The 20,350-nt window shown below is 48.5% G+C and carries 22 protein-coding genes; 10 read left to right on the top strand and 12 right to left on the bottom strand.

The genetic code is table 11. From position 1 onward, the window contains the following. Position 1 precedes the first annotated feature (1 nt). Genes DYA43_RS04880 through copI form a run of 3 tightly spaced genes read left to right on the top strand, consistent with a single transcriptional unit; the run spans position 2 to position 5,397 of the window. Complete coding sequence (locus tag DYA43_RS04880; protein ID WP_061056338.1) at positions 2–1,708, top strand: efflux RND transporter periplasmic adaptor subunit; 1,707 nt, start codon at positions 2–4, stop codon at positions 1,706–1,708. After that, positions 1,705–4,848 carry an efflux RND transporter permease subunit gene (locus DYA43_RS04875; RefSeq protein WP_061056337.1) on the top strand — a complete coding sequence of 1,048 codons (3,144 nt, stop codon included), beginning with the start codon at positions 1,705–1,707 and terminating at the stop codon, positions 4,846–4,848. Before DYA43_RS04880 ends, DYA43_RS04875 begins: the two co-directional genes overlap by 4 nt. 3 nt (positions 4,849–4,851) lie before the next feature. Beyond that, positions 4,852–5,397: a copper-resistant cuproprotein CopI gene (copI, locus tag DYA43_RS04870; protein WP_047461131.1), complete on the top strand. Its 546-nt coding sequence runs from the start codon at positions 4,852–4,854 to the stop codon at positions 5,395–5,397. A 66-nt stretch (positions 5,398–5,463) separates the two neighbouring features. On the opposite strand, the gene DYA43_RS04865 is transcribed toward copI, so the two are convergent. From DYA43_RS04865 to DYA43_RS04830, 8 genes are all read right to left on the bottom strand, one after another. Further along, a complete protein-coding gene (locus DYA43_RS04865) occupies positions 5,464–5,817 on the bottom strand; it encodes a tRNA-binding protein (RefSeq protein WP_004725142.1) in 354 nt (117 codons plus the stop codon). 60 nt (positions 5,818–5,877) lie between these two features. Next, positions 5,878–6,480 carry a class I SAM-dependent methyltransferase gene (locus DYA43_RS04860; RefSeq protein ID WP_061056336.1) on the bottom strand — a complete coding sequence of 201 codons (603 nt, stop codon included), beginning with the start codon at positions 6,478–6,480 and terminating at the stop codon, positions 5,878–5,880. Next, the gene (locus DYA43_RS04855) at positions 6,480–6,836 is read right to left on the bottom strand and encodes a hypothetical protein (protein ID WP_061056335.1); all 357 of its coding nucleotides are present in this window, start codon (positions 6,834–6,836) and stop codon (positions 6,480–6,482) included. Before DYA43_RS04855 ends, DYA43_RS04860 begins: the two co-directional genes overlap by 1 nt. A gap of 56 nt (positions 6,837–6,892) precedes the next feature. Then, positions 6,893–7,342 (bottom strand): GNAT family N-acetyltransferase, encoded by a 450-nt coding sequence (locus DYA43_RS04850; RefSeq protein WP_061056334.1) that lies wholly within the window; start codon positions 7,340–7,342, stop codon positions 6,893–6,895. A 72-nt stretch (positions 7,343–7,414) separates the two neighbouring features. Next, positions 7,415–8,227, bottom strand: coding sequence for a helix-turn-helix transcriptional regulator (locus DYA43_RS04845; protein WP_061056333.1), 813 nt, complete (start codon positions 8,225–8,227; stop codon positions 7,415–7,417). Between the two features lie 17 nt (positions 8,228–8,244). After that, the gene (locus DYA43_RS04840; protein WP_061056332.1) at positions 8,245–8,781 is read right to left on the bottom strand and encodes a YbhB/YbcL family Raf kinase inhibitor-like protein; all 537 of its coding nucleotides are present in this window, start codon (positions 8,779–8,781) and stop codon (positions 8,245–8,247) included. 148 nt (positions 8,782–8,929) lie between these two features. Further along, positions 8,930–9,928 carry a 2-oxoacid:ferredoxin oxidoreductase subunit beta gene (locus DYA43_RS04835; RefSeq protein WP_104408476.1) on the bottom strand — a complete coding sequence of 333 codons (999 nt, stop codon included), beginning with the start codon at positions 9,926–9,928 and terminating at the stop codon, positions 8,930–8,932. Next, positions 9,915–11,759: a 2-oxoacid:acceptor oxidoreductase subunit alpha gene (locus tag DYA43_RS04830; protein ID WP_061056331.1), complete on the bottom strand. Its 1,845-nt coding sequence runs from the start codon at positions 11,757–11,759 to the stop codon at positions 9,915–9,917. The genes DYA43_RS04835 and DYA43_RS04830 overlap by 14 nt, the downstream gene beginning before the upstream one ends. A 473-nt stretch (positions 11,760–12,232) precedes the next feature. On the opposite strand from DYA43_RS04830, the gene pdxR reads away from it, so the two are divergent. Beyond that, positions 12,233–13,636 carry a MocR-like pyridoxine biosynthesis transcription factor PdxR gene (pdxR, locus tag DYA43_RS04825; RefSeq protein ID WP_061056330.1) on the top strand — a complete coding sequence of 468 codons (1,404 nt, stop codon included), beginning with the start codon at positions 12,233–12,235 and terminating at the stop codon, positions 13,634–13,636. A 248-nt stretch (positions 13,637–13,884) separates the two neighbouring features. Here pdxR and DYA43_RS04820 read toward each other — a convergent pair whose 3' ends face one another. Beyond that, the gene (locus DYA43_RS04820; protein WP_061056329.1) at positions 13,885–14,658 is read right to left on the bottom strand and encodes an AraC family transcriptional regulator; all 774 of its coding nucleotides are present in this window, start codon (positions 14,656–14,658) and stop codon (positions 13,885–13,887) included. A 95-nt stretch (positions 14,659–14,753) separates the two neighbouring features. On the opposite strand from DYA43_RS04820, the gene DYA43_RS04815 reads away from it, so the two are divergent. The 4 genes from DYA43_RS04815 to DYA43_RS04800 are packed head-to-tail and all read left to right on the top strand — an operon-like array spanning position 14,754 to position 16,621. Then, positions 14,754–15,311, top strand: a complete 558-nt coding sequence (locus DYA43_RS04815) for an NADPH-dependent FMN reductase (protein WP_061057194.1) — start codon at positions 14,754–14,756, stop codon at positions 15,309–15,311. Continuing rightward, complete coding sequence (locus DYA43_RS04810; RefSeq protein ID WP_075988373.1) at positions 15,308–15,460, top strand: XapX domain-containing protein; 153 nt, start codon at positions 15,308–15,310, stop codon at positions 15,458–15,460. The genes DYA43_RS04815 and DYA43_RS04810 overlap by 4 nt, the downstream gene beginning before the upstream one ends. 32 nt (positions 15,461–15,492) lie before the next feature. After that, on the top strand, positions 15,493–16,173 hold the full coding sequence (locus tag DYA43_RS04805) for a YoaK family protein (protein ID WP_061056328.1): 681 nt from the start codon (positions 15,493–15,495) through the stop codon (positions 16,171–16,173). Between the two features lie 10 nt (positions 16,174–16,183). Beyond that, entirely contained in the window at positions 16,184–16,621 is a 438-nt protein-coding gene (locus DYA43_RS04800) for a DoxX family protein (protein ID WP_051141187.1), read from the top strand. 147 nt (positions 16,622–16,768) lie between these two features. On the opposite strand, the gene DYA43_RS04795 is transcribed toward DYA43_RS04800, so the two are convergent. Together DYA43_RS04795 and DYA43_RS04790 are read right to left on the bottom strand one after the other, a co-directional pair. Continuing rightward, positions 16,769–16,972, bottom strand: coding sequence for a cold-shock protein (locus DYA43_RS04795; RefSeq protein ID WP_020329995.1), 204 nt, complete (start codon positions 16,970–16,972; stop codon positions 16,769–16,771). 425 nt (positions 16,973–17,397) lie between these two features. Then, positions 17,398–17,880, bottom strand: coding sequence for a MarR family winged helix-turn-helix transcriptional regulator (locus DYA43_RS04790; protein ID WP_020329994.1), 483 nt, complete (start codon positions 17,878–17,880; stop codon positions 17,398–17,400). A 129-nt stretch (positions 17,881–18,009) separates the two neighbouring features. Between DYA43_RS04790 and DYA43_RS04785 the strand changes: the two genes are divergently transcribed. Both DYA43_RS04785 and DYA43_RS04780 read left to right on the top strand, forming a co-directional pair. Then, positions 18,010–18,915, top strand: a complete 906-nt coding sequence (locus DYA43_RS04785; protein ID WP_061056327.1) for an EamA family transporter — start codon at positions 18,010–18,012, stop codon at positions 18,913–18,915. Between the two features lies 1 nt (position 18,916). Continuing rightward, the gene (locus DYA43_RS04780; RefSeq protein ID WP_061056326.1) at positions 18,917–19,510 is read left to right on the top strand and encodes an NADPH-dependent FMN reductase; all 594 of its coding nucleotides are present in this window, start codon (positions 18,917–18,919) and stop codon (positions 19,508–19,510) included. 498 nt (positions 19,511–20,008) lie between these two features. On the opposite strand, the gene DYA43_RS04775 is transcribed toward DYA43_RS04780, so the two are convergent. Further along, on the bottom strand, positions 20,009–20,305 hold the full coding sequence (locus DYA43_RS04775; protein WP_038128114.1) for a hypothetical protein: 297 nt from the start codon (positions 20,303–20,305) through the stop codon (positions 20,009–20,011). Positions 20,306–20,350 lie beyond the last annotated feature (45 nt).

Here is a 20,350-nt window from a genome sequence, read left to right as displayed (position 1 = left end):
GATGAAAAACAGTCACATAGCGATTCTCGCGCTGGCCATCGGCGCAGCTCTGGGCGTAGGTGTCCAAACTTATCTCGCGGGCATGAACGCCGAACATAACGCAATGAACAGCGCCGCCAGTGAAGGCAGCAAAGAACCGCTGTATTGGGTTGCGCCCATGGACCCGAACTACAAACGCGACAAACCGGGCAAGTCACCGATGGGGATGGATTTGATTCCGGTGTATGCCGAAGAAACCGCGAACCAGAAACCGGGCACGGTGACCATCGACCCGTCGGTCGAAAACAACCTTGGCGTGAAAACCGCACAAGCTTTGCGCGAGCCACTGTCACCCAGCATTGAAACCGTGGGCTACATCGCCTTTGATGAGAGCCGTTTATGGCAAACCAACGTGCGCGTGGCAGGCTGGGTCGAAAAGCTCTACGTCAACGCGGTCGGCGATCGCGTGCGTAAAGATGACGTACTGTTCACCCTCTACTCTCCCGAATTAGTAAAAGCACAAGAAGAGTTGCTCAATGCCTATCGCACCGGACGCAGCGCGCTCGTGAAAGGGGCGACCGAGCGTCTGGTGACACTCGGCGTCGACCGCGCGCAGATTCAGACCATCCTTAAACGCGGCAAAGCCTCGTCGTCCGTCGACATCAAAGCCAAAGCCGATGGCATCATCGCCAGCCTGAATATTCGTGAAGGCGGCTATCTCTCTCCGGCACAAGCGGTGATCAGTGCTGGTCCGCTGGATAATGTTTGGGTCGATGCCGAAGTGTTTGAGCGCCAGTCACACTGGGTGACCGCAGGCAGTAAAGCGATGATGACGCTGGATGCGATGCCGGGACGCGAATGGCAGGGCGAAGTCGATTACGTCTACCCGATTCTCGACCCACAAACCCGCACGCTGCGTATGCGCCTCAAGTTTGCCAATCCACAGGGCGATCTCAAACCCAACATGTTCGCCAACATCTCGCTGCAACCGGTCACAGAAGACGCGGTATTAACCATTCCAAAATCGGCGGTGATCCATTCTGGCGGCATGAGCCGAGTGGTGCTGGCCGAAGGTAAGGGTCAGTACCGCTCAGCGCGCATTGAAGTCGGCCGTGAAGCGGGCGATCGCATTGAGGTGCACCACGGGCTCAATGAACAAAGCCGCGTGGTCACTTCAGCGCACTTCCTGCTCGATTCAGAATCGAGTCAAACGGCTGATTTGTCGCGCATCGATGGCCTGCAAGCCGCCAGCGAAGCGATTTGGGCCAAAGGTGAAGTGACCGATGTGATGGAAAAAACGCGCATGTTAACCATCAGCCACCAGCCTGTCGCGGAGCTGAACTGGCCGGGTATGACCATGAATTTCACTCTGGCCGATAGCCTGACAATAGAACCTTTCAGTCGCGGACAGGCGATCGAATTCGCGCTAGAAAAAGGCGATGACGGCCAATACAAAGTGGTCGATTACCGTATCGGTGACACGGTTATTCCCGGCGAACTGTGGCTGACGGGTGAAATCAGTATGCTGATGGCCGATTTTGGCATGATCACCCTCAAACATATGCCGGTTGCCGAGTGGAGTTGGGATGCGGGCGAAATGAATTTCAGCGTCGGTGATGACGTTGACCTCAGCGGGCTGAAGGAAGGTCAGCCGGTTCGGTTTCTAGTGCAGAAAAATGGCACCGATTATGTGCTGAAAGCGATTGAACGCAGCGGAGGTCAGTCATGATCAACGCCATTATTCGCTGGTCGCTGCACAACCGCTTTCTGGTGTTGGTCGCGACGATTGCGCTCATCGCAGGTGGCCTGTTCAGCGTTAAGCAAACGCCGGTGGACGCGATTCCTGATCTGTCCGATGTGCAGGTGATCATCAAAACCAGTTATCCCGGCCAAGCGCCGCAGGTAGTGGAAGATCAGGTCACTTATCCGCTCACCACTGCTATGCTGGCCGTGCCCGGGGCGGTCACGGTGCGCGGTTATTCGTTCTTTGGTGATTCCTACGTTTACATCATCTTTAACGACAAAACCGATATGTACTGGGCGCGCTCACGTGTACTCGAATACCTCAGCCAAGTAGCACCTAAGCTACCAGCCAACGCCAAACCCACACTCGGTCCCGACGCCACAGGCGTCGGCTGGGTCTACAGCTACGTGCTGCAAGACAAAACCGGGCAACACGATTTGGCGCAGTTGCGCAGCCTGCAAGACTGGTTCCTCAAATACGAGCTGCAAACCGTGGCTGGGGTGTCGGAAGTTGCGACGGTGGGCGGCATGGTCAAGCAATATCAGATCCAGATCGATCCCGCCAAACTGCGTGCCTACAACCTGACCCTGCAACAGGTCAATGCCGCCATTCAAAACGGCAATCAGGAAACGGGCGCCTCAGTGATCGAAGTGGCCGAAGCCGAGCACATGGTGCGCACCACTGGCTACCTGACCGGGATTGAAGACATTCAATCGCTACCGCTCAAAGTGACCAGCAAAGGTACGCCGCTGCTGTTGGGCGATATCGCCGACATTACCCTTGGCCCACAAATGCGCCGTGGCATCTCAGAACTGAATGGTGAAGGGGAAGCCGTCGGCGGCGTCATCGTCATGCGCTTTGGCGAGAACGCCAGTCAGGTGATCGCCAACGTCAAAGCCAAGCTGGACAGTCTGCAAGGCAGTCTGCCGAGCGGGGTAGAAATTGTGCCGACTTACGATCGCTCCACACTGATCAATTCTGCGGTCGAGAACCTATGGAAAAAGCTGGCGGAAGAGTTCATCGTGGTCGCGGTTGTGTGCGCGCTGTTCCTGTTCCACATTCGTTCGTCACTGGTGATTGCGCTCAGCCTGCCCGTCGGCATTCTGTCGGCGTTTATCGTGATGCACTGGCAAGGCATCAACGCCAACATCATGTCGCTCGGCGGCATCGCGATTGCCATTGGGGCCATGGTCGACGGTGCGATTGTCATGATCGAAAACGTGCACAAGCACATCGAGCGTAAGCCGCTGACCGACAAAAACCGCTGGCAAGTGATTGGTGATGCGGCGCAGGAAGTCGGCCCACCACTGTTTTTCTCACTGCTGATCATCACCCTCAGCTTTGTGCCTGTGTTTGCACTGGAAGGTCAAGAAGGCAAGATGTTCTCGCCGCTCGCCTTTACCAAAACCTACGCCATGGCGGCATCGGCTGGTCTTGCCATCACATTGGTTCCGGTGCTGATGGGCTATTTCATTCGCGGAAAGATCCTGCCTGAGCACAAGAACCCGGTGAACAAATCACTGGTGGGCTTGTACCGCCCGCTGCTCAACCTCAGCTTGAGTTATCCGAAAACCATGATTGTGATAGCGATGACGTTGATGGCATCGGCCTACTACCCGACCAGCAAGCTCGGCAGTGAATTCATCCCGCCATTGGATGAGGGCGATTTGATGTACATGCCGACCACCTATCCGGGCATTTCAATTGGTAAAGCACGCGAGCTGTTGCAGCAAACCAACAAGCTGATCAAAACCGTACCGGAAGTGAACACCGTGTGGGGCAAAATCGGCCGCGCCGAAACCGCAACGGATCCCGCGCCGCTGACCATGATCGAAACGGTGATACAGCTTAAACCACGCAGCGAATGGCGTGAGGGCGTCACGACGGAATCGCTGCGCAAAGAGTTCGACAATCTGGTGCAGTTTCCGGGCCTCACCAACGCTTGGGTAATGCCGATCAAAACCCGCATCGACATGCTGGCGACCGGGATCAAAACTCCGATTGGCATCAAAATCGTCGGGCCGGAACTGGCGACCATCGAACGCATTGGCGCAGAACTGGAACCCATTCTTAACGGTGTGGAAGGTACGGCATCGGTGTATGCCGAACGTGTGGCTGGCGGCCGTTATGTCACGGTCGACATCAAGCGCCGTGCCGCCGCGCGTTACGGGCTGAACATCAAAGACGTGCAGCAAGTGATTGCTACTGCGGTCGGCGGCATGAATGTCGGAGAGACGATTGAAGGGCTGGAACGTTACCCGATCAATGTGCGCTACCCGCAGGATTACCGCGACTCGGTAGTCAAACTGCAAAACCTGCCATTGGTGACACCCAACGGCGCACGCATTGCGCTTGCCGATGTGGCTGACGTACGTTACGAAGATGGCCCGCCGATGATCAAAACCGAGAATGCTCGCCCCAATGGCTGGGTGTTTGTCGACATCGAAGGGCGCGATCTCGGTTCCTACGTGGCCGAAGCGCAACGCGTGGTGGCCGATCAACTCAAGCTGCCTGCGGGCTATTCGCTGGCGTGGTCAGGGCAATATGAATACATGGAGCGCGCCAAAGACCGCCTCAGTGTGGTGGTGCCCATTACGCTCACCATCATCATGTTGCTGCTCTACTTCAGCTTCCGCCGTGTGGGTGAAGTGCTGATCATCATGGCCACCCTGCCGCTGGCGATGGTCGGCGGCTTATGGCTGATGTATTCGCTTAACTACAACCTGTCGATCGCCGTCGGTGTGGGCTTTATTGCTCTGGCTGGTGTCGCGGTCGAGATTGGCGTCATCATGCTGGTTTACCTCAATCAAGCCTGGCATTACACCAAGCTCAAGGCTCAAGAACGCAAAGCCACTTTGACGCTTCAAGACCTCAATGACGCCATTCGCGAAGGCGCCGGGCTGCGCGTGCGCCCGGTCATGATGACCGTGATTACCGTCATCATCGGCCTCATTCCCATTATGTACGGTGAAGGCACCGGTTCTGAAGTGATGCAACGCATCGCCGCGCCCATGATTGGGGGCATGGCATCCGCGCTGCTGCTGACTCTGCTGGTGCTGCCCGCCATTTTTAAGCTGTGGAAACAGCGTGAAACTCAACCGACGACCACTACTGAAAAGGAATAGATCATGAAAATCACTGTATTAGCTTTGGCACTAAGCCTCACTTCCCCACTGGCGCTGGCAGACATGACACACGGCGACAGCCAGCAATCCGGAATGGATCACAGCATGATGTCTTCAGACAAGATGCCGCAACAAGGGATGGACCACTCCGGTATGATGAACATGGGCGAAATGTCGGACGTTGGCATGTCCGCCACAGGATCCAAGCCAACAAAAGTGGTACATGTGCTACTTTCTGACGACATGAAGATCACGTTTAAAAAAGAGGTCGACATTCAACCCAACGACGTAGTGCAATTTGTGATCATGAATACCGGCAAAATCGACCACGAATTCTCGATTGGTTCCGCCAAAGAACAGTTGACGCACCGCGAAATGATGCGCTCAATGAATGGCCAACACATGCATGATTCCGGCAGCACGGTGACCGTGCAACCGGGCAAAGCCAAGCAATTGATGTGGCATTTCCAAGGCGATAACCACGTCGAGTTCGCCTGCAACATTCCCGGCCACGCCGAAGCTGGCATGGTGAAAAAAGTGACGCTGTAAACATCGCAACCTGCGATTAAATCACATTAAAAAAACGCACCGATGGGTGCGTTTTTTCTCTCAATATCAGCCCGCTCTGGCGCCATTGGGTAATTCCGATTCCGGGCAGGCGAGGCACGGTGTCAGCCGATCTTCGTAGCCAATATCAAACAGCATGCCTTGAGAAACTTCGCCCGCCATTGTACGCTCAGGCAGATTGACCACAAACAACGCCTGCTTGCCTTCAATTTCTTTCGGGTTGGCCCTTTCCTGTTTGATGCCTGCCAATATTGAACGGGTGTGATCGCCAAAATCGACGATCAGTTTCATTAACTTGTCGGACTTTGGAACGTCCAACACTTCCACAATACGCCCGACGCGAATGTCCACTTTGGCAAAATCATCAAAGCTGATCTCAGGTTTAATCGGTGCAGGTGTCATCCCTTCTCCTCGTTCTAAAGTAACATGGTGGCTAGAAAATCGGGTTGTTTAGCATTCGAATCATGCGAGAGAACGCTTCACCGCCACCACGGAATAGGTATGCCAGTGTTTCATTCTGCCCAATGCGGTTTTGGCGCTTTCGTCACGTTCAAAGAATCGGACGACATCGAAATGGGTAAATAGAGACGTCACTTGCGATTCGGTGAGGGGTGTCGTCGGGCCGCGATAGTTGTTCGCCCAACTGTCTTTTTCACCCATGAAATCACCAGCAAATACGCCGCCAGCCTCCAAACACGCTTCGATCTTATACCAAGCCTCCTGAAACTGGTCAGGGTTGGCAAAGAACAAACTGGAGTTGGCAATCACGATGCCCGCTTTGGGGTAGTCGAAAGACTCAAAAGCGGCCTGCTCAATTTCAACCAACGCATTTTCTGCAAACCTTGCTTTGCATAGCGCTGTTGCATCGGAATTCACATCGAAACCGTGCACCTGATATCCCTGCTGCGCCAGATACTGGATATCGCTCCCGGTGCCGCATCCGCAATCCACCGCAACACGTGTGCGGGACTGATTAAGTTTGACCGCCAACTCTGTTCGCTGGAGATGCGGACGTGAAATGGCCTGTTCGTAATATTCCCGCCAAATCTTAGTGTTGTCTTCCATCACAGCTCATCGCTAGTGTCGAGTTCATCAGGGAACAGGTATTCCATGTTGATTTGGCCTTCGGGGCTGAGGGTAAAGCGAATGTGGTCGTGCCCGATGCCAGACTGATTGATGTCCGAACACCCCAGAAACAGCTCCCAATCGTAGCTGTATTCAATTTGATAGCGGTTATCCGCCAAATGATGCACCGACTGAATCTCGATGCCATTGACGTTGTGCGCCATGTCATCGATGTAGGAGAGATCGGGGATCAACTTGTCCTGAAAGGTACTTTTATGGGCGATGAGGAAGTCTTTCAGCGCGTCGCACAGCGCAGGGCCATTTTCCATCGGTTGAGATGAGGGAGTAAAAATCACGTCTTGTTCTCCAGTTAAAATCGCGCAGATTCAGTAAATAGAAGGACGGTTCAAAGTCAGTTTAAATTCAAGGACAAACGCAGCATATCCTGATGCTGAATGCCCTGCTCGAAAATCGGCTCCGGATAGTGCTTGAGAAAGTGATCTTTCAGCACGCCGTCCACCCGAAAACCGAGCCGTTGATAATAGGTCAGTTGATAACCAAAAGTGCCCGTGCCCAGCTCAACACGCTGCACGTTGCTATCTTTCAGCTCATGCAACGCAAACCGCAGCAGCTCAGAACCAATCCCCCGCTGCTGAAATGGTGCAGCGACCGACACATTAAAAATCTCAGCGGTAATCTCATCCAACGCTTTCACCACGCAAGCGCCAATCACGGCGCCGTGAAGCGTGACGGCAAAACACCACGCGTCCTGCAAATACGTTGCGATGTTTTGCGGCGACGGATCAGCTTCCAACAGCAGTGACATCGGAATGTCATCAGGTTCAACACGTAAGTAATGCATGTGGCCTCAAGTCAATGGTCGACAGGAAAAGTACCCGACCGCGAGCATATGCAGCGGCGTGAATCTCACACTTTACTGCAATCGGCTGGTGACGGCACTCGTTTCATTGCCATCCAAGGTTTTGACATACCCTTTGGGCGAAATACCAAACTTATCTTTAAAGCGCTGGCTAAAGCGGCCTTCCGACTGATACCCACACAGGCTTGCGATCATCGCCACGTTGCTGTGCCCTTCTTGCATTAAACGAAGGGCGTGATTCAAACGCACTTCAGCCAGCACTTCACGATACTGAACGCCCTCCTGGCGCAGTTTTCGAATCATGGTAGCGCGACTCATGGCAAAGCGGCGGGCCACATCATCCAGCAGATGGTCGTGGCTGGGCGAATGCGACAGATAGCGACTGAGTTTTTGAGTCAGTGAATCCTGCGACGTGGCAAAGAGGTGATGCAATACACCCCGCTCCGCCAGTTGCTGATACAAGCCCAGCACCCAATAGTGCTGGGTTTCAGCGCTCAACGCTTGGCGGTCAAACGCATAGAGCGCATTAAGCGTGTCGCGCAATGCAGTATCGTGAAAAAGCATGAACGAGGTGCCTTGCTCGGCATTGTGCAGACTCAGTTCAAGCATGGCGGGCGGCGGCGTGCAGAAAAAACTGAACATGCGCGATGAAAACCGCCCTTTGTGTGGCATGTTTTCAAAACTCAGCGACATGCCTGAGCTGCACAGCAAGATCTGAGTCGCGCCCAGTTCACTCGTTTCATCCTGCCAAAAGAGTCGTTTACTGCCTGCCGTGATCTGAATCAGACTCGGGGAATGGATTCGAACATTACGCAGCGGCTGCTGCTGTCCGGCCCGAAACACGGTGACTTGATACTGATGATTCATCCATTCCCTCGCTGAATTTATTGACGCGTATACGTGGCGGTCAGTCTGGCTTTGCCCAGCGCCATGCTGTTGAGGGTAAAACCAAATACGGCAGGCGGCGTGTTGGCATCCAATTGCAGTGATGCTTGCGGTAGCGCCCAAACCGTAAATTGATAACGGTGCATGCCGTCGTTGACTGGCGGACAAGCGCCACCAAAGCTTGCTACTCCGTAATCGATACGCGCTTCTTTACCGCCCAGTTTTTCGATATTGGCACCGCGCGGCACGGCATTGACCGATGCAGGAATATCAAACGCAATCCAGTGCCAGAAGCCACTTTCTGTCGGTGCATCAGGATCATACGCTGTAATGGCAAAGCTTTGAGTGCCTGCTGGAGCATCTTTCCACATCAGTTGTGGTGACAGGTTGCCGCCATCGCATCCCCACCCGGCATACTCAAAGGTTTTTGCCATCGGGTGGCCTTCCTGAATGTCGTTGCTGGTTAATTGAAAGGCTTGAGCGGAACCTGCTGCCAGTAAACTGACCGTCATGATGCTGTTGATGAAAAATCTCATTGCTGTTCTCCTTAGTTGGTCTGACTAAGTGTAAGCAAGCTTCTCGAATAAGACCGACCATAAAGTATCAAATTAACAGGAATTATGTCTTAATTTGATACTTATTAGTCAAAAAGCAATGATGACCTTTATCTCCATAACATCATTGTCAGCACACGCGCTGGTAGCTGCCTTGTTTGAGCAAGGCGTAAATATCACCACGGCCATAGTTCTCAATGCTACGCGCCTTCTGCTCATTCATGATCTGATCAAATGTCGGCCGAATGATTTGGCGAAATATACCGACTGGCACCGGAAACTCTGGATAACATAAATTGGCCAGCGCGTATGCGTACTGAGGGTTGTCTTCATGAGGTGCATGTGTGATCAAACTTGGTGTTTCTGCTGTCACGACTTGAAAACCAAATCCCTTGTTCGTCAGTGCCTTGGCATGATTTTTACCAAACAAAAGAGGTTCATTCTGCTTGAGGTAAATAAGATGTTCATTTCTATTGGTCGGCCCGTTATAAGGCTCATGAACTTTGTCGTTAAAAATGACACAGTTTTGCAGAATCTCGACCACTGCCGTTCCTGAATGCTCAGCCGCCGCTTCCAATACCATTGTCATATGGCCGGGATCATTGTCTGAGGTTCGCGCAATGAAAGTAGCACCCGATGCGGCCGCTATTGCCAGAGGTTGTAGGGCATGATCTGGCGAGCCTTCAGGGCTTGATTTTGAGATAAACCCCTGCTGACTCGTTGGTGAAAACTGGCCTTTCGTAAGCCCATAGACAGCATTATTAAACAGCAAAATCTTGATGTCTTGATTGCGTCTAATCGCGTGCATAAAGTGATTACCGCCAATGCTTAAGGCATCACCATCACCTGTTACAACCCAGACATCAAGCTCAGGATTAGCGGCTTTTACGCCTGTTGCAATAGCGGGTGCACGGCCGTGAATGGTATGGAAACCATAAGTGTTCAAGTAATACGGAAATCGTGAGGAACACCCTATCCCCGAGATAAACACCGTGTTTTCTCGTGTTCGCCCCAATTTAGCGAGCACAGATTGCATTGTTTTCAATACGTTGAAATCCCCACAGCCCCGGCACCACTTAACCTCGACATCCGATGCGAAATCTTTCCGGTTCAATTCATTCTTCACCACGGTTAATCTCCTCTAAGTAGTGTTCGATGGCATCTGCGACATCGCGAACTTTGAATGGCAGTCCATTCACTTGGGTAACACTGCGCGCTGATATGCCAAATTGTGAGCGGATGACTTTAACAAGCTGTTGGTTGTTGAGTTCAAATACCAAAACGTGATCAAAGTGCTTAATGATCGTCTCTAAGTTTGCGGGGAAAGGATTCAGATACCGTAAGTGGACGTGAGCCACTGCCGCCCCTCTTTCGCGCAGGTGTGCTATCGCTGTCGCCACGGAACCAAGCGTCCCTCCCCAGCTCATCACCAATACCGAGTCGTCACAATTGCCTGTTAAGGTCTGCTTCGGAATGAAGTGGCGAATATTGTTAATTTTTTCTGCTCTTTCCTCCGTCATACGCTGATGATTCTCAGGATCATGAGAAGGTTCCCCCGTTACAGACTGCTTTTCGAGTCCGCCAATGCGGTGCATTTTGTCTTTTGTGCCCGGTATGACCCAAGAGCGGCTCTTATAACTTTCGTCACGTTGATACGGGTGGAAAGGCCCGGCCTTCACTTCTACGGATTTCAAAGCGAAATCCATCTCGTCAGGGTTAGGGACTTGCCAAGATTCAGAACCATTCGCAAGGTACCCATCACTGAGTAAAATCACAGGCGTCATAAACGTTGTTGCAAGGCGACAGGCTTCCAAAGCCATATCGAAACAATCGGCCGGAGAGGCCGCCGCTAAGACAGGTAGTGGAGAGTCGCCGTTCCTGCCGTACATGGAAAGCAGTAGATCGGACTGTTCTGTTTTGGTCGGTAACCCTGTTGATGGGCCGCCACGTTGCACATTGATCACGACTAAAGGAAGTTCAGCCATGACTGCAAGGTTGATGGTCTCAGTCTTTAGGCACAGTCCAGGCCCAGAGGTTGAGGTTGCTCCCAAAGCGCCAGCGTACGATGCGCCCAGCGCGGAGCATGCCGCCGCTATCTCATCTTCCGCCTGAAATGTTGTTACCCCAAAACGTTGGTACTGAGCCAACGTATGCAAAATATCCGATGCCGGTGTAATGGGATAGGAACCTAAAAAAAGCGGACGTTTTAGCTTGTCTGCCGCGCAGACTAAACCCAAAGACAACGCTTCATTCCCTGATACCGTGCGATACAAACCACTTTTTTCAGCAACCGCCGCCACTTGAAAACAATCGCTGAATATTTCTGTTGTTTCGGCGTAATTAAAACCTGATTTAAGTGCGAGAATATTCGCTTCCATCACCACCGAATTGCTGGCAAATTTCTCTCGAATCCAAAGCAGAGTCGACTCTAGCGAACGGCTGTATATCCAAAACACAATACCCAGCATAAAGAAGTTTTTGCTTCGTTTGACTAACTTAGAGGAAATCGTGAGTTCCGCGAGTGCTTGAACCGTCAAGCGAGTGAAATTATCGGCAATGACCCGATAAGGAGACAGACTATTATCCGTCAAGGGATCCGATTGATAACCCGCAAGCTCCAGATTCTTCTGGCTAAAACCATCGAGATCAATCAACACTAAGCCTCCTTGTGCGAGTTGAGCCAGCTTGCTCTTTAGTGCTGCTGCATTTAAAGCAATGAGTACAGAAAACTCATCTCCTGGGGTGAATATTTCGGAAGACGAAAATTGCAGTTGGAAGGCAGACACACCCGAGGTAGTCCCAGAAGGTGCTCGAATCTCGGCTGGATAATCGGGTAAAGTCATCACATCGTTACCCTGTTTCGAAGAATTATCGGAAAATCGCTCTCCCAACAATTGAATACCATCTCCAGAATCGCCAGCAAAACAAATTACTTCATGTTCAAGTTGAATTACAGTCATAAGAACCTCTGATTATGCGGAGATCAATCCTGCATGTCATTGTGTCATCATTCGTAATAGAGTATTTAAATGGGTGCGATGCGTTATATTCACACCAGAGGTAATCTGTTGTTTTATTTTTCATTTAGATAATATCAATTGCGAACTAATCGCTGATATTTACATAGGCACTAGGTTACTTTATTTATTTCCCATTGAATTAATTTAGATAAAGCAATACAAATAATTAAAACCCAGCATCGTCATGACAATTTCAGTTCATAGAGTTCGCACCCCGTTATTTACCCTGAATAAAATCGCATAGCACTGAGAATAAATAACCATAAAAAATGGGAAACTTTTAATCGATGATCATCCTATCTAATATTTCACCGCAGAAGGTGATTTGTATGTTAATGTCTGTTCTACTCACATGACAGATCCAATCTTTGTCATAAATTTAGAACCACTTTTCACTTTGATTTGGATAGAGAATGTCACTATCGCTCAACCTTAAGCCTGGAAAGATCACCAGCAAAAGCCTCTACGCGGCCATACGCCAAGGGATAGCCGACGGTAGGCTGCAACCCAATGAGAAGCTGCCTTCGACCCGTCAACTCTCTAAACAACTGGGTATCGCAAGAAATACCGTCATATCGGTATATGAAAGGATGCACCATGAAGGTTGGGTGATTCAAAAAATGGGTTCTGGCACTTATGTAGCCGAAACTGAGCAAAATCGATTGCATGCAGCGAAAGAAGTCACCAAGAAACACCCGGTCGGCGCGTTCGCCAAGCGCCTCACTGACAACCCTAACATTCTAGACGCCAAAGGTTTGGCTTACGACTTTGCGTTGGGAGTACCTGAACATCAACATATCGCGAATCATATTTGGCGCCATTCACGTCTGAGCAGATTAAACCGATTAACTCCGGAGTTCGCGCTGAATAGCGACGTACGAGGCTTGGCTTGTCTCAGAGAATCGATATGCGAATACGTCAGGCACTCTCGCGGAGTCCATTGCACACCTGACAATATCATTATTACTCAAGGGTGCCAGCAGGCATTAATGATAACGTTGATGACACTACTCTCGCCGGGTGAAGTGGTCGCGATGGAAGATCCTGGATATCCGGTATTCCGGCATCAAGCCAATATGCTTGGCGCACATGTCGCAGACGTCCCCATGGATGAGCAAGGCGTAATTCTTGAATCCATCGCTGCCAATGCGAAAATACTGTACACCACACCCAGTCACCAATTTCCGCTCGGGTTTGCCTACACCAAAAAAAGAAAATCAGCGCTACTTCGTTGGGCTGAGAGCAACCAAGCCATCATTATTGAAGATGATTACGACGCGGAATATCACTACCTAAAAACCAACAGACAGGCTTTAAAGTCCCAAGACAAAAAGGACTGCGTCGTAATGATAGGTAGTTTTTCGAAAATACTTTTTCCTGGAATACGCATTGGATACATTATTCCACCTGAATCACTCCTTAAACCCATGACCAATATATTGTGGCATTTAGGAAGAAATACCTCTGTTGTCTCTCAAATTCTATTGGATGAATTTATGCGAGATGGTCATTTTAGCCATCACTTACTCAATATGAATAAGGTTTATTCCGAAAGATATCACAAGCTAACGGCACTTATTGATAGCATCGATGGTTTAAATCGTATTCCAAGTCAGGGCGGGTTACATGTGGCTGCGAATGTTTCAGGAAGTGCGCTTACATTAGCGAATAAACTGGCTTTGTCGGATATCGGTGTCTATCCCTCTTCACACTTTTCCAACCAAAGCCAAAGCAATGCATTGCTGTTTGGATTTGGCAGAATATCGACGGAAAAAATAGAGAAGGCATTTTCACGAATTAGAACCATCGTAAAATAAATAGGATGGACATTTATTGATGTTTAAAAGCATAGCATGTACTTGGGTAATAATTTAATCACCGCCGAATGTGTCGCTGGAAGCATAACGCGTTATCTTGGTTACAGGAAACTAAACTTAATTATTGCATTGGAATAAAGTGGTTTATTTCCACTAGCATCGCGTGAGACATTGACTGAGTTGGCATCAAAGAGGAAGTCATCATTCATTTTAACCAATCTGCAAAGCTAGTCGTTGAGTTGACCATTTTATTTCTGCAATAGTTTCTTTATATATTGCTTAGGTGATGTTCCTTTTATTCGGGTAAATGCTGTCGTAAAACTGCTCGTACTTTGGTAGCCAACGTCAAAGGCGACAGCGGTGATACTTCGACCAGATATCAACATTTCAATGGCCACGTTGATTCTCAGTAGCTCTTTCCAGCGAGTGAATTTCATGCCTGTTTCTTTTTCGAACAGCCTAGCCAGAGTGCGTTCACTTAACCCCGCTCGCGATGCGAGCTCTTTAAGAGTGTGGTCCTCGCCCGGCGCAGATTGCATTTTCTCAGTGACCGCTTTTAATCTCGCGTCAGAACCGCTAGGAAGATGAAGGTCCTTGTAAATAGTATCTTTGTTCAAGTAACGAAGTATCAGGGCTCTAATGAGATCATTTTCGGGCTGATTCATTGATTTCAATTGAGTATTTGTTTGCGCATACTCACGTATTAGTTCGCTCATCAGTGAAGTGCAATGTATAAGCGAGATGTCACGCTCGATAAGGTCAGCACTTTCTTTTAGGTATAGCGTCAACACTTCGGAATCTTCACTATAACGCGCTTCATGTTCAATATCGGGAGCGACCCACAATGCACAATGTGGCGTCGCTAACCACCAACCACTCTCTACCCTGAGCCACATTGTCCCTTTGACAACATAGGCTAATTGACCCTCTCCGTGGACATGCCGCGTTACCTTTCTACCTGCCGGGTGAAGCCTGGTAATTGAGTAATCTTGTTCTCTTTGGATTTGGGCTGGCGTTTTCACGAAATACCTTGTCAGTTTACGTAAAGTTATTAGTTGAAATTTATCTCATATTACAAACCAAGTTCACAGATAAAAATATAAAAGGTATTTGGATCATGAAAAAAGCAAATGTTGTTTGTATCTCTGGTAGCTTACGAAGCCACTCAAATTCTCAAGCCATACTCAATAGCGTCATTGAACTGCTACCAGCAAATACATCAGCGTGGCAGCTCTCCATAGGTGACTATCCCCTCTATAATGTTGACGAAGAGCAAGCATTGGTTCCTCATTCCGTTCAAAATGATAGAGATAGAATTAGTGCTTCGGATGCGGTGATCATTGTAACGGCCGAGTATAACCACGGGATACCTGGCGCCCTTAAAAACGCACTTGATTGGTATTCTCGCCCCGTTCACCAAAGTTGTATGAAGGACAAACCTGTTTTCTTTATTACTCAGTCTTCTGGTGCGCTTGGCGGCGTAAGAGCGCAACACCATCTCAGAGAAAACTTAGCGTCTATGCTTTGTATTCTTCCTCCGCTCGCAGAAATTGCGGTAACCCACGTGGAAACCAAAATCTCAAATAGTCGGCTGGTGGATAGCGCCTCGCTAAGTTTCATTTCACATCAACTCAATGAATTTTTACTCATCACTCAGCAAGTGATGCATGTATGAACTATTTGATTTCTCTCGGTACCGGAATAGCCGTAGGGCTTGTATTTGCACTTCTTAAATTGCCCATACCCGCCCCCCAAGGGCTTCAAGGCATTCTTGGTGCTATTGGCATATTTTTGGGGCCGGTACTTCTTCAACTGTTCAAATAGTCATTTAAGTAAATTATTCAAAGGTCGCGATTATGAATAAAGACATTGCCAAGCTCATGAGCTTTATCGCGGGTTTTGCCGATACTACGGGCTTTGTAGCATTGCACGGGCTTTTTCTCGCGCACGTCACAGGCAACTTTGTCACTTTAGGAGCCGCTGTTAGCCAAGGTACGTCAGGGATGATCGGAAAGTTATTAGCTTTACCCATTTTCTGCATTACGTTACTGGCGACTCGATTTTTGGGAAATGTCTATGAACGTGAAGGTAGAAGCGCTTTTATGCCTCTCTTTGCCTTTGAAGCTTTGCTGCTTACTTTTGGCGCCTTTCTAGCGCTCTATCACGGCCCATTTATCGAGGCTGATGAGTCACCGTTACTTATCGTTGGGATGCTATGGGTCATGGCGATGGCCATCCAAAATGGAATTCATCGTATCCATATGAAAGGTTGCCCACCGACAACTGTAGTGACTGGTTCAACAACGCAGATAATGCTGGATTTCACCGACCTACTCATGGGTAAGCAATCCAATATACAAGCAACAAAACAGCAGTTAAAAGGCCTACTTAGTAGCGTATTTTTCTTCGCTCTGGGATGTGCTTCTGCTGCGGTTTCCTATTCATTCGTTAGTATTTGGTGTTTTGTCGTACCGCCTGTTTTATCGGTTATCACACTCTATTTATTACGAAGAAATCCGTTACACAACTCAGACTAAGAAGGTATGTATGAATAACGTCATTCGAAACTTACTGATATCTGACCCACTTTGGCTTTTCTCTCGATTGCTCGTCACTTTTGTCTTTTGGTATGACGCAGCTGGCTTTATCGTCAACTTTAACGGTACCAAGGCGATGATGGCTGGATTTGGATTTCATCCCGAAACGCTCTACGCCCTACTGACAATCGTGGTAGAACTGATTGGCTGCCTCTTCATCCTATTTGACCGGTATGTATGGCTAGGCGCAGGAATGCTGAGTGTGTTCACGTTCCTGACAATTATCCTGGTTCACGATTTTTGGAATATGAGCGGTATTGAAGCACTCAACGCCAAGCTAGAATCAGAGGAACACCTCACCGTGATCGGTGGAATGATTGTTGTCTCAATACTGAGTGTTATTCGAAGGGAATGGTGTTTGTTGAAGGACGCTCGACCGGCGCGCTAGGGGTCTTTAAATTTTTATATCATCGAAAACGATGAATCGGTTTACGCCGCAAACACATCGTAAGATGTCATAGCGTAAGTTGAAAAACAGCAGACCCAAGAGCCAAGCTGCTGGGTCTGCTGCTGAAAATGTTCATCCTTTACAAGATTATAAAGGCTTAACGTTAGTGGCACACGGTCCTTTCTGGCCTTTGCCAACTTCAAATTCTACTTTTTGGCCATCACTCAGTGATTTATAGCCTTCCATCTTGATTTCCGAATGATGAACAAATAGGTCTTTGCTACCGTCATCCGGTGTAATGAAACCAAAACCTTTGTCACTATTAAACCACTTAACTTTACCTGTACTCATTTTTCCAATCTTCATCTGGGGACTAAATAAACAGCAATTCGAGCCGCCATATCGGCAAGAATAGCCCGAGTTATCAACGCTCTACGAAGTATAGTAGAAAGCATCACGACTAATCATTGGTTAGATTTCGCAAATGAGCAAGGGCGACGTTCAATAAAAGTCGGCCAATTGCGTAAATTGGGATAAATGACCGTTTAATTGCGAATTTTGAGCCCGTTAAACATGGTAAGTTTCCAGAATCAGGACGAATTTCGACCAAGTGGATATGACCAGCCACTGACCTGATCGCCACATTTTAGTTAGAGTTTGGACAGAACCTTACCAGACCTTCAGCTTAACTCACATCGTTTCGAATAGTTTTTTAGTATCGCAAACCGGCATTAACAGCCAGTGAATGAATAAAGGAATATTGAAGCAACTGTTCGTCATTGCTCTGCTAACAGTATCTTTCTTAACAAATTTGCCAACTGTTCTTGTTCTTGGCTACTAAGTACGCTCAGCATATTATCCATATTGGCAACGTGTGCATTCAGTGTAGTGTCCACCAACTCAATCCCCTTTTGAGTCAGAATAACTTTACAGCTGCGTCTGTCCTCTTCACTGGCAATACGTTGGACAAAGCCACTTTTCACCAAGTGTTCAATACGCGTACTGACCGCTCCAGAGGAAAGCATCAGAGTCTGATACAACTCAGTAGGAGTGACTGCAGTATCACTGCGGCGCATGGTGGCCAAAATATCAAACTCAATGCTGCTCAGCCCGTACTCTTGAAAAACCGAATCCAACTTCTTCTTCCATACAGCACTGGTTCGACGCAATCGCCCGACAACCCCCATAGCTGAGCAATCCAGATCCGGCCTGACAGCGAGCCATTGAGCAAGAATTTTATCGACTGTGTCTGATGACATGTTTATCTCTCCAATAAATATCTTTCAAAAAAGATACTTGATAAAAAATCATAACTCCATTACTTTCTAAAAAGTATCTTTTTTAAGAGATACTTTTGGGGATGATTAACGATTCAGTCAAGGTGAGTTATGAACAGGATTCAGCAAATTAAAACAATAGCGTTAACCGCAATTGCACCTATTGTCTGGGGCAGTACCTATATAGTGACAACGGAAGCGCTGCCACCAGAAAGTCCGCTTATTGCTTCAACAATTCGTTCGCTGCCAGCTGGTGTATTGCTGGTACTTATTAGCCGAGCGTGGCCAACTGGATTGTGGTGGCTTCGTATGGCAGTGCTAGGTTTTCTGAACATCGGGCTATTTTTCTACTGCTTATTTTTCGCGGCAACCTACCTACCGGGAGGCATGGCATCGATGGTGATGTCTATCCAGCCGCTGATTGTCATGATCATGAGTTGGTACCTTTTGAGTGCCAACTTCTCTTCACAACAACTGATCGCCAGTGGATTAGGAATTCTCGGCGTAGGTCTGCTGGTGCTTAACAGTTCAGCCGAACTCAATATCGAAGGTATGTTGACCGCCATACTCGGAACGCTGAGCATGGCTTTAGGTGTGGTACTGACAAAAAAATGGGGACGTCCAACGGGCATGACAATGATCGGATTTACAGGTTGGCAGCTGTTATTTGGCGGCATCATTTTGTTGCCTGTCTCGCTTTGGCTGGAAGGCATTCCAACCCAACTTACGTCTATCAATTACCTAGGCTATGGATATTTGAGCTTGATTGGTGCCATTTTGGGTTACTTTCTCTGGTTTCGCGGAATCGAAAAACTGCCTCCTGTGACCGTCTCTTTTCTCGGTTTTCTAAGCAGTGTTTCTGCCTGTTTTCTTGGATATCTAGTCCTAAATCAAACCCTGACTTGGCCCCAATTACTTGGAGCGTTAGCCATTTTGTTTTCAATTGTGCTGGCTACGCCTCGCTCATCCGCACAAACCGATCATCGACTACAACTTCAGACCGTAAAAAGGAATTAATATGAACATTACTATCGTATCAGGAAGTCAAAGAGCGCATTCTCAAAGCCTAAATGTCGCCTATTACCTACAAACACTGGCTGAGCCCCATTTTGACGAGGCAACTGTTCTCGACTTACACCAATTGGATCTACCGCTGTGGAATGAGGGGGTATGGCAGGACAGTGAAGAATGGCAACAATGGAAACCAGTTGCTGAAATTCTTCAGCGATCGGATGCATTTATTTTTATTACCCCTGAATGGCACGGCATGGCGACGCCTGCATTGAAGAACTTTTTGATGCTGACTACCGACGAAGAATTAGCGCACAAAGCCGCTCTGCTGGTGAGCGTTTCAGCCAGCGTGAATGGTGTCTATCCGATCAGTGAATTACGCATGACGGGTAACAAAAACAATCATGCGTGTTTTCTGCCGGATCATCTTATTTTTCGTGACTGCGAAGAGATTCTGACAGCAGAACATAAATGTACCGACCAGCATCTGCATGCTCGCAGCGAATATACCATGAAGCTGCTTGCTGCTTACGCCAGCGCATTAGCTCCTGTACATCGTGATATGGTCAATATAGGTAAAACGTTTCGCTATGGAATGTAGCGACTGTCATACAGAAAGCATCTGCCCCAAACAGGTGCTTCTTGTTCAGTTTGTAGCTGCATAGTCATACAACCTGCTTAACATTATCCAAATTAGTGGATGTACAGTATTGGGATAAAGTGAGCATAGTACCCTGCGCGTCTTCGTATTAGCTCTGTATTGAAAGCTCAATTAACAGCCTAATAATGGGTATTAGCATTGAGAAAAAGGGGCAGAGATGATCTACCAAACAACGTGTTTTGCAATTGTGTAGCAGCTTGTTGCATAAATTAATCTCATGGTGATTTTCTGCTCTCTAAACGCGTTTTGGACATATCCAAGTTAGGGCGTCGGCATTATCAGAAGAATTTCGGATAGAGATTTCTATGGGGTAACGCCCGGCTTAGCGGCGGACTTGGAGTTGTTTGTGTTGTGCTAGCGTAGCTATAAGCACAAAAGCAAACAACGGAAAGGCCGCCCCAGAAATACGCCTTTTTGCATATCGACTACAGCCGCTTGTTAAGTTTTATATTTCTTTCGGAGCGATTCAATTTTTTGCGCTCTCTCCGAAACCACCCTTAAAAAACCCCTATATGCATTATCAGGATACGCCAACTCCCAACGAGCAGGACATGCCGCGCACTGGAAGTCATATAAATTCAACGACTTAAGTTCACCAGATGCCTTCATTTCTTCAATTTTTGCTTGAGCCCTCAAGAAATCATCATGTGTGGGAAAGCCACCACATTCAAAAGGCTTCAGCTTGTGGCAATTTGTACATTTCATAGAGAAACTTAACGTTTTATTATTGCGCATGCGCTTATCTCATTAGACCAGTAAAAACGTGCACAGTTAACTACT

This window comes from Vibrio fluvialis, assembly GCF_900460245.1.
In the GTDB taxonomy this organism is placed as follows: Bacteria; Pseudomonadota; Gammaproteobacteria; order Enterobacterales; family Vibrionaceae; genus Vibrio; species Vibrio fluvialis.
The sequence above is the reverse complement of the archived record's forward strand: the minus strand, read 5'-3'. Positions and strand labels throughout refer to the sequence as shown.

Excerpts from the sequence above, each read along its gene's own strand:
- DYA43_RS04815 (WP_061057194.1), top strand. The coding sequence starts at position 14,754 with ATGAAAAAAGCAAATGTTGTTTGTATCTCTGGTAGCTTACGAAGCCAC.
- pdxR (WP_061056330.1), top strand. The coding sequence starts at position 12,233 with ATGTCACTATCGCTCAACCTTAAGCCTGGAAAGATCACCAGCAAAAGC.
- DYA43_RS04880 (WP_061056338.1), top strand. The coding sequence starts at position 2 with ATGAAAAACAGTCACATAGCGATTCTCGCGCTGGCCATCGGCGCAGCT.
- DYA43_RS04865 (WP_004725142.1), bottom strand. The coding sequence starts at position 5,817 with ATGACACCTGCACCGATTAAACCTGAGATCAGCTTTGATGATTTTGCC.
- copI (WP_047461131.1), top strand. The coding sequence starts at position 4,852 with ATGAAAATCACTGTATTAGCTTTGGCACTAAGCCTCACTTCCCCACTG.
- DYA43_RS04810 (WP_075988373.1), top strand. The coding sequence starts at position 15,308 with ATGAACTATTTGATTTCTCTCGGTACCGGAATAGCCGTAGGGCTTGTA.
- DYA43_RS04795 (WP_020329995.1), bottom strand. The coding sequence starts at position 16,972 with ATGAGTACAGGTAAAGTTAAGTGGTTTAATAGTGACAAAGGTTTTGGT.
- DYA43_RS04775 (WP_038128114.1), bottom strand. The coding sequence starts at position 20,305 with ATGCGCAATAATAAAACGTTAAGTTTCTCTATGAAATGTACAAATTGC.
- DYA43_RS04805 (WP_061056328.1), top strand. The coding sequence starts at position 15,493 with ATGAATAAAGACATTGCCAAGCTCATGAGCTTTATCGCGGGTTTTGCC.
- DYA43_RS04840 (WP_061056332.1), bottom strand. The coding sequence starts at position 8,781 with ATGAGATTTTTCATCAACAGCATCATGACGGTCAGTTTACTGGCAGCA.
- DYA43_RS04785 (WP_061056327.1), top strand. The coding sequence starts at position 18,010 with ATGAACAGGATTCAGCAAATTAAAACAATAGCGTTAACCGCAATTGCA.
- DYA43_RS04790 (WP_020329994.1), bottom strand. The coding sequence starts at position 17,880 with ATGTCATCAGACACAGTCGATAAAATTCTTGCTCAATGGCTCGCTGTC.
- DYA43_RS04875 (WP_061056337.1), top strand. The coding sequence starts at position 1,705 with ATGATCAACGCCATTATTCGCTGGTCGCTGCACAACCGCTTTCTGGTG.
- DYA43_RS04800 (WP_051141187.1), top strand. The coding sequence starts at position 16,184 with ATGAATAACGTCATTCGAAACTTACTGATATCTGACCCACTTTGGCTT.
- DYA43_RS04860 (WP_061056336.1), bottom strand. The coding sequence starts at position 6,480 with ATGGAAGACAACACTAAGATTTGGCGGGAATATTACGAACAGGCCATT.
- DYA43_RS04850 (WP_061056334.1), bottom strand. The coding sequence starts at position 7,342 with ATGCATTACTTACGTGTTGAACCTGATGACATTCCGATGTCACTGCTG.
- DYA43_RS04845 (WP_061056333.1), bottom strand. The coding sequence starts at position 8,227 with ATGAATCATCAGTATCAAGTCACCGTGTTTCGGGCCGGACAGCAGCAG.
- DYA43_RS04780 (WP_061056326.1), top strand. The coding sequence starts at position 18,917 with ATGAACATTACTATCGTATCAGGAAGTCAAAGAGCGCATTCTCAAAGC.
- DYA43_RS04830 (WP_061056331.1), bottom strand. The coding sequence starts at position 11,759 with ATGACTGTAATTCAACTTGAACATGAAGTAATTTGTTTTGCTGGCGAT.